The organism is Lentibacillus songyuanensis (assembly GCF_039548255.1).
In the GTDB taxonomy this organism is placed as follows: domain Bacteria; phylum Bacillota; class Bacilli; order Bacillales; family Amphibacillaceae; genus Lentibacillus_C; species Lentibacillus_C songyuanensis.
Map to the genome: position 1 here is coordinate 22,139 of NZ_JBCLVH010000035.1, position 6,084 is coordinate 28,222.

The 6,084-nt window shown below is 39.5% G+C and carries 8 protein-coding genes; 5 read left to right on the top strand and 3 right to left on the bottom strand.

Annotation, left to right across the window (positions count from 1 at the left end; translation table 11 throughout):
• The first annotated feature begins 41 nt into the window (after positions 1–41).
• The gene (locus WMZ97_RS20690) at positions 42–233 is read left to right on the top strand and encodes a hypothetical protein (protein WP_343274000.1); all 192 of its coding nucleotides are present in this window, start codon (positions 42–44) and stop codon (positions 231–233) included.
• Between the two features lie 259 nt (positions 234–492).
• Positions 493–1,677 carry a rhomboid family intramembrane serine protease gene (locus WMZ97_RS20695; protein ID WP_343274001.1) on the top strand — a complete coding sequence of 395 codons (1,185 nt, stop codon included), beginning with the start codon at positions 493–495 and terminating at the stop codon, positions 1,675–1,677.
• Between the two features lie 115 nt (positions 1,678–1,792).
• On the opposite strand, the gene WMZ97_RS20700 is transcribed toward WMZ97_RS20695, so the two are convergent.
• Positions 1,793–2,641, bottom strand: coding sequence for a hypothetical protein (locus tag WMZ97_RS20700; RefSeq protein ID WP_343274002.1), 849 nt, complete (start codon positions 2,639–2,641; stop codon positions 1,793–1,795).
• Positions 2,642–2,804: 163 nt separating this feature from the next.
• Here WMZ97_RS20700 and WMZ97_RS20705 point away from each other — a divergent pair, with 163 nt between their 5' ends.
• Both WMZ97_RS20705 and WMZ97_RS20710 read left to right on the top strand, forming a co-directional pair.
• Positions 2,805–3,011 (top strand): YqgQ family protein, encoded by a 207-nt coding sequence (locus tag WMZ97_RS20705; protein ID WP_343274003.1) that lies wholly within the window; start codon positions 2,805–2,807, stop codon positions 3,009–3,011.
• A gap of 4 nt (positions 3,012–3,015) precedes the next feature.
• The gene (locus WMZ97_RS20710; protein ID WP_343274004.1) at positions 3,016–3,978 is read left to right on the top strand and encodes an ROK family glucokinase; all 963 of its coding nucleotides are present in this window, start codon (positions 3,016–3,018) and stop codon (positions 3,976–3,978) included.
• 94 nt (positions 3,979–4,072) lie between these two features.
• Here WMZ97_RS20710 and WMZ97_RS20715 read toward each other — a convergent pair whose 3' ends face one another.
• Positions 4,073–4,243: a DUF2759 family protein gene (locus WMZ97_RS20715; protein ID WP_343274005.1), complete on the bottom strand. Its 171-nt coding sequence runs from the start codon at positions 4,241–4,243 to the stop codon at positions 4,073–4,075.
• Positions 4,244–4,410: 167 nt separating this feature from the next.
• On the opposite strand from WMZ97_RS20715, the gene WMZ97_RS20720 reads away from it, so the two are divergent.
• On the top strand, positions 4,411–5,034 hold the full coding sequence (locus WMZ97_RS20720) for an MBL fold metallo-hydrolase (RefSeq protein ID WP_343274006.1): 624 nt from the start codon (positions 4,411–4,413) through the stop codon (positions 5,032–5,034).
• Positions 5,035–5,506: 472 nt separating this feature from the next.
• On the opposite strand, the gene WMZ97_RS20725 is transcribed toward WMZ97_RS20720, so the two are convergent.
• Entirely contained in the window at positions 5,507–5,746 is a 240-nt protein-coding gene (locus tag WMZ97_RS20725) for a DUF2626 domain-containing protein (protein ID WP_343274007.1), read from the bottom strand.
• Positions 5,747–6,084 lie beyond the last annotated feature (338 nt).

Here is a 6,084-nt window from a genome sequence, read left to right on the forward strand (position 1 = left end):
ACATAACTAAGAGCAACAAACAAAATAAAAAGGGTGTTCCTATGAGAATGATGATTATCTTTGGATTGGTAGCAACCGTACTGACGATCCTTTACAAATGGCGTTATCGGTTATTGAACACGTTTTTGGCTTTTAGTCTTTTACGTAAATTGGTTGTAGCGGTTACCATGAATATGCCGACAATCAAGCAAAAGATTTTACCAGGTTTATTTCAAAAACAAGCGAAGCAATAGTAATGAAGCAAAAAGGCTCTTAACCAAAGTCTATGGTTGAAATTAATAAAATGAAAGTGGTAATGATAAACTAGATAGCGTAGTGTTTTTCCGCAACGGTCGCTTATCTCAAAATTTCATCTAATTTGTCAGCCATAGATGTTAGTATTGACCCACGCAGAAAGAAGTTGTTTTTTCAACTTCTTTTTTTGTGTAAATATATTTTTGTTACGTAAATCATCCTTAATTTTGGTATGATAGGGATTAAGGGGGTGACAAGATGTATGTGGAAGAACAATATATGATGTTCAAGTTAGCCTATAACCTGGTAACAAAGGACGATTTTGAGGTCCTGCATATAAATGAAAGTCAAGAGGAAATATGGTTAGAACGGAATGTGAAAAAGCAGTCACAAATCATTCGCCTGTTTCATCATGGATTTGATTGGAAAAATCATTTAAAGAAAGATATTGCAATTGTCTTCCAAAAAACAAAAGCGATGAAGCGATTGTTACAAGGAAAATATGTGCAAGTACATAATGTGTATGTTTCTGCTTATTCCCCCGTTGATACATGGGAAGAACTGAAACGTCCGATGCAATTAAACGAAAAAAATCCCGTTAAGATGAACGTTTATTATATGGATGATGAAAACGAACAAGCTGAATTGAAGCGATTGTATCAAGCGGTGGATGGGACAGTACCTGAAGTAGTTGATTTACCGACAGACAGTGAAAAAGAAGCTCAAATCAATTATTTTCAAAAACAGTTAACCAAGCATTTATATACGAAGCATCAAGAAACACAAACGGCACTCTTTCATGGCAAACCGTTTTTTACGTATTTATTGTTAGCAGCAAATATTGTGATGTTTTTTATTTTGGAAATGAATGGAGGGAGTACTCTAACCCAAAATCTGATTGATTACGGGGCAAAGTATAATCCTGCTATTTTAGATGGCGAGTGGTGGCGGATTGGTAGTGCCATGTTTTTGCATATTGGTTTACTGCACTTATTTATGAATATGCTTGCCCTGTATTATTTAGGGACAGCAGTGGAACAAATGTATGGATCTGCCCGGTTCATCATTATTTATTTTCTGGCTGGTATTGGTGCTGGTTTGGCAAGCTTTGCCACTTCGATCCATCTTTCAGCCGGTGCATCCGGTGCCATTTTTGGTCTGTTTGGGGCATTATTATTTTTTGGTTTACATTATAAAAAGATCTTTTTTCAGACGATGGGAAGAGGAGTTCTTGTTTTGATCGGGGTCAACATTATTTTCGGTTTCTCCGTTTCGCAAATTGATAATAGTGCACATATTGGTGGGTTAATAACCGGTTTTTTAGCGTCGGTCATTGTTGGATTACCTAGGAAAGGGACGTTACTCACGCAATTAGCGGGCTTCATTGTGTATGCCGCACTTATTGTCGGTCTTATTGTTTATGGTCTTCAACGATATACCTAGTCTAGTTTCCAGACGTTAGGCAACCGTATTTGGTATACGAATGGAAAATATTTGATCAAATAAAAGACGTCTTACCAATAGCGGTGGTAAGACGTCTTAATAGCTATGATAGCCATCATAACTGCTGAATCAGTTTCTGCATTTTTCCATCAAGCTGATAGAGTACAAGCAAATGAGACTGGTCCTTAGCAATTAAAACAAGGGGAATGTAGCTCGAATCCAGTTGATTGGTTCCCGAAGCTGCGGGAACAATATAGTTTTTATACAATCCCTCCCAAAGCTGGCCCATAATTTGATCTGTTTTGGCTTGTGACATTTCCGGCAGGCTGGTCTGAGTGTAACGATATAAAGATGTCAATGGAATACTGTAATAGGAAGAGCTGTTTACTTGAAAATGCTGCATTAATTGATTCCAATGATAAATTAGCTGTTGTTTCGTTTTGGTAGCCAATACTTCCTGCCAATCTGTTTCGAATTTATTTGTTGGCTCCGAAAACGATTGGATTGGTTTTGTCGGCGAATGCACGACATACAATTCATGATGGGACATTTGTTGTACACTCTTGATTGGTTCCTTTGTATGAATTTCTCCCTGGTGAAACGAAATCGCCTGGTAATAACTGCTGTCTTTACTTGTGAACTGTTTCGATAGTTTGATTTTAGCTGCATTTTCTTTCCACTTGCTTGCGACACCTTTAAGTCGGCCGTTTGCAAACAATAACGAGGCATCCTGGCGTAAATATACCTGTTTATCACTCTTGGATTGGCTTGTCCAATCGATATCGTATGATTTATGGTCGTGTACTGCTGTCATAGCAATGTCTGTCGTTGCATTGGTGAACGATGATTCCGCGTCAATTGGGAAATAAGTGATTGTCTGGATTGACCGTTCTTGCCCAAAGTAAATATAACTTGTTAACATAATAAATAGCAGAAATAGTATCATCAATAACTTTGTACGCAAACATCCACACCTCTCATCTTTTGGATAACTTGTCTATAATAAGGTGTATGCTCCAGTATAGGCTAATATGCGGCTGAAACCGTATTGGAAATGAATAATGGATAAGGGCATCCATTAATATCGCAATTCGAATCCTTTTGGTATAATAAACTTGGTGATTGCTATGAAAACAGTTTATGATGTACAACAGTTATTAAAGCGCTTTGGCACCATTATTTACATCGGCGATCGTTTAGCCGAGCTATCGTTAATGGAATCGGAGATCAAAGCGTTATATCAACTGCAGTGTATTATGAAGGACGAATATACACAGGCGTTACTTATTCTGCGGAAGGAAAGTGCCCAACTCCGTGACAAGGGGACGAAATGAAATAATGAGTGAGATTATTATAGGGATAGATATTGGTGGGACAACGAGTAAGATTGGTATATTAAATAAGCAGGGGTCCATTTTGTCAAAGTGGGAGGTCGGAACCTCGAAGGCAAATAAAGGTGAATCGGTCGTGAACGATATTTGGGAATCGATCAAGGACAAGTTACGTACAGAGGATCAACATTATCTTCTTGGTATTGGGATTGGCGCACCAGGTTTCATTGATGGTGCTAATGGACTGGTTTATGAGGCGGTAAATATTGGTTGGAAGGACACACCATTAGCCGAACAGTTTTCTCAGCTGGCCGGTGTACCTGTGTTTGTTGAAAATGATGCGAATACTGCTGCATTAGGTGAAAATTGGGTCGGTGCTGGTAATCAAACAAACAATTTGATCGCGATCACACTTGGAACAGGTGTTGGCGGAGGTATCATCGTTAATGGTACGATCGTAAATGGGGTTAGCGGCACAGCAGGTGAGCTTGGTCATATAACGATTGATCCGAATGGGTACCGTTGTAATTGCGGCAGGCGCGGCTGCCTGGAAACGATCTGCTCGGCCACCGGGATTGTTCGGCAGGCTATGTCACTTGCTGAACAGAAGCCCGATAGCAGCCTTGCCGCTTTTGTAACACTCGCGGGGTCGATTACAGCAAAGGATGTATTTACATTGGCTAAGCAAGGAGATGCGCTTTGTCAGACAGTTGTTGAACGAACCGGAGATGTTCTTGGATTTGCAATAGCTAATGTAGCGGTGGTACTTAATCCGTCGATTGTTTTAATTGGCGGTGGCGTTTCTAAAGCAGGTGATCAGTTGATATCCGTAATCGAGCGGGCATTCCGGCAATATGCCTTGCCACGGGTGAGTGAGGTGTGTGAAATAAAAGCAGCGCAGCTTGGAAATGATGCCGGGATTATTGGTGCAGCTTATTTGGTCGTACAACAAATGGCTGATTTTAAATAATAGGGGGAATAAAGGTGGCTTGTGCTGACACCATGAAAAAAAGCTGACATAACAATGATGTCAGCTTTCTGTAATTGCGTATGCTTCATATGAATCAACCAGTAATTTCTCCAATAATTGTCGCAATGGAGAAGAAACCAAATGCAACAGCGGCAAGAGCTGAAACAACTAAAGCAAATAAGTTTTTGTATTTAAGCTGGCGGACTACTGAAATAACAGCTAAAATAGCTACAATTAATAAGATACTTGCCAATACAATTCTCATTTTAAAATTTCCTCCTTCGATGGTTCCATGTTCATATAGTTGATCTGGAAATCACGTTTATATTATTATGTATCTAAACAGTTCTATGTATTAATTTTATAGTAAATTGTTCTATTTGTCGAGGATTACAGCCTAACAATTTTATTTTTGGATTGGGGGAATAAAAATTGAAAATAACAGAAATGTCACTGGGACCGCTTGGAACAAATTGCTACCTTGTTTGCGATAAACAAAGTGGGTTTATCATCGATCCTGGTGGTGATGCCGATCAAATTATTTCTTTTCTCAACACAGAGGTGGTCGAGCCAAAGGCCATTTTATTAACGCATGCACATTTTGATCATATTGGTGCTGTTGACGCATTGCGTAACCATTATGGGATTGACGTATACTTGCATGATAAGGAGGCGGACTGGCTCGAGGACCCGCAGTTAAATGGTTCCGTACTATTTATGGGTGAGGAAATAAAGACAAAACGGCCAGAGCATTTGCTTCAACCGGGTGAATATACCATCTCCAGTTTCCATTTTCAGGTGCTACATACACCTGGCCATTCACCTGGAAGTGTTAGCTTTGTATTTCACGATGAGAAAATTATGTTTGGCGGGGACGTCTTATTTCAACAAGGAATAGGACGAACGGATCTTCCGGGTGGGAACTATCAACAACTTATGGATACCATTCAAGAAAAATTTTATTCGCTGGATGACGATTATACCGTTTATTCGGGTCATGGACCGGCAACAACGATCGGGGAAGAAAAGCGACACAATCCATTTGTTCAAGGGTAGTTGTGCAAAGCATAGTAAAGAACCCTTCTTATAAAAGAAGGGTTCTTTGGGGGGATGTGCTCTGCTCTTTTGTTGGTTAGGGATAAAAGTTAAGCTACTATTTATAGTATAAAGGTACATATCCTATATGTCAATAGTAATTTTAAAAAAATTATAAAACCCACAAATAAAGGAAATCACTGCAAAAGTACCATTCATAATCGTTTGGAAGAAAACGGGCTAAGATGTGCGGGGGCAAGTCCGAAACGTGCGAGATGCAGAGGTTTTAAAACGAATGTATTCCACTTTTCAGCTGCCTCCAAATAAATACGTGGCCTTTTCGGATTGCATCGTAAAAACCCCCTGTTATTTATCGTTAATGGATGAATAACAGGGGGTTTACAAAGTCCGCTTAACAACCGTCAATGGAGAAAAGTCTACATTCTGTATAATGAATCTCCAGTGAATGATGTCACACCTATCCGTCAGCTATTTATTCAAAACCTGGGACAAGGATAAAGTTTGAATACCAAGTGAAGCCTACCATAAAGATGGTGCAATAAGCTCCGAATAGATACATATACATGCGTTCAGATAATTTCAAGTAGCCGACTGTTAGGAAAAAAGCTGTTTGAGCCAAGAATAATAATGCGGTTTTATCCATACCACCTATGTAGAACATTACAGTAAATATCCCTGTCCAAAAAGCAAGGACACGAAACATACGATCCATGTTTTCCCCTCCTTTTGATATCCTTTATCATTGATATTATAAACCAGTAATTGCATATTGTAAATGAAACATGCTAAACGTATGTGTCAAGTTTTTCTCGGCGCTGCTTTCGTACCAATATTTCAGGCACTATCATTTTGTACACTTTATTCGGGCTACCGCGCTGTCGCTTGCTGGCCCCGATTTTGAGGTAACGTTCTACAGCCCAAGAACGTAACCCCAAAATCAGGGTATCATTTATTTAAAGCTTTTAACTAAATGACCCATGGCTGTAGAATGGGCCGTATATAAGCCTATAGCGCCTTGTCTAGTTCCCACTGATGGACGAGTTGGGTTAC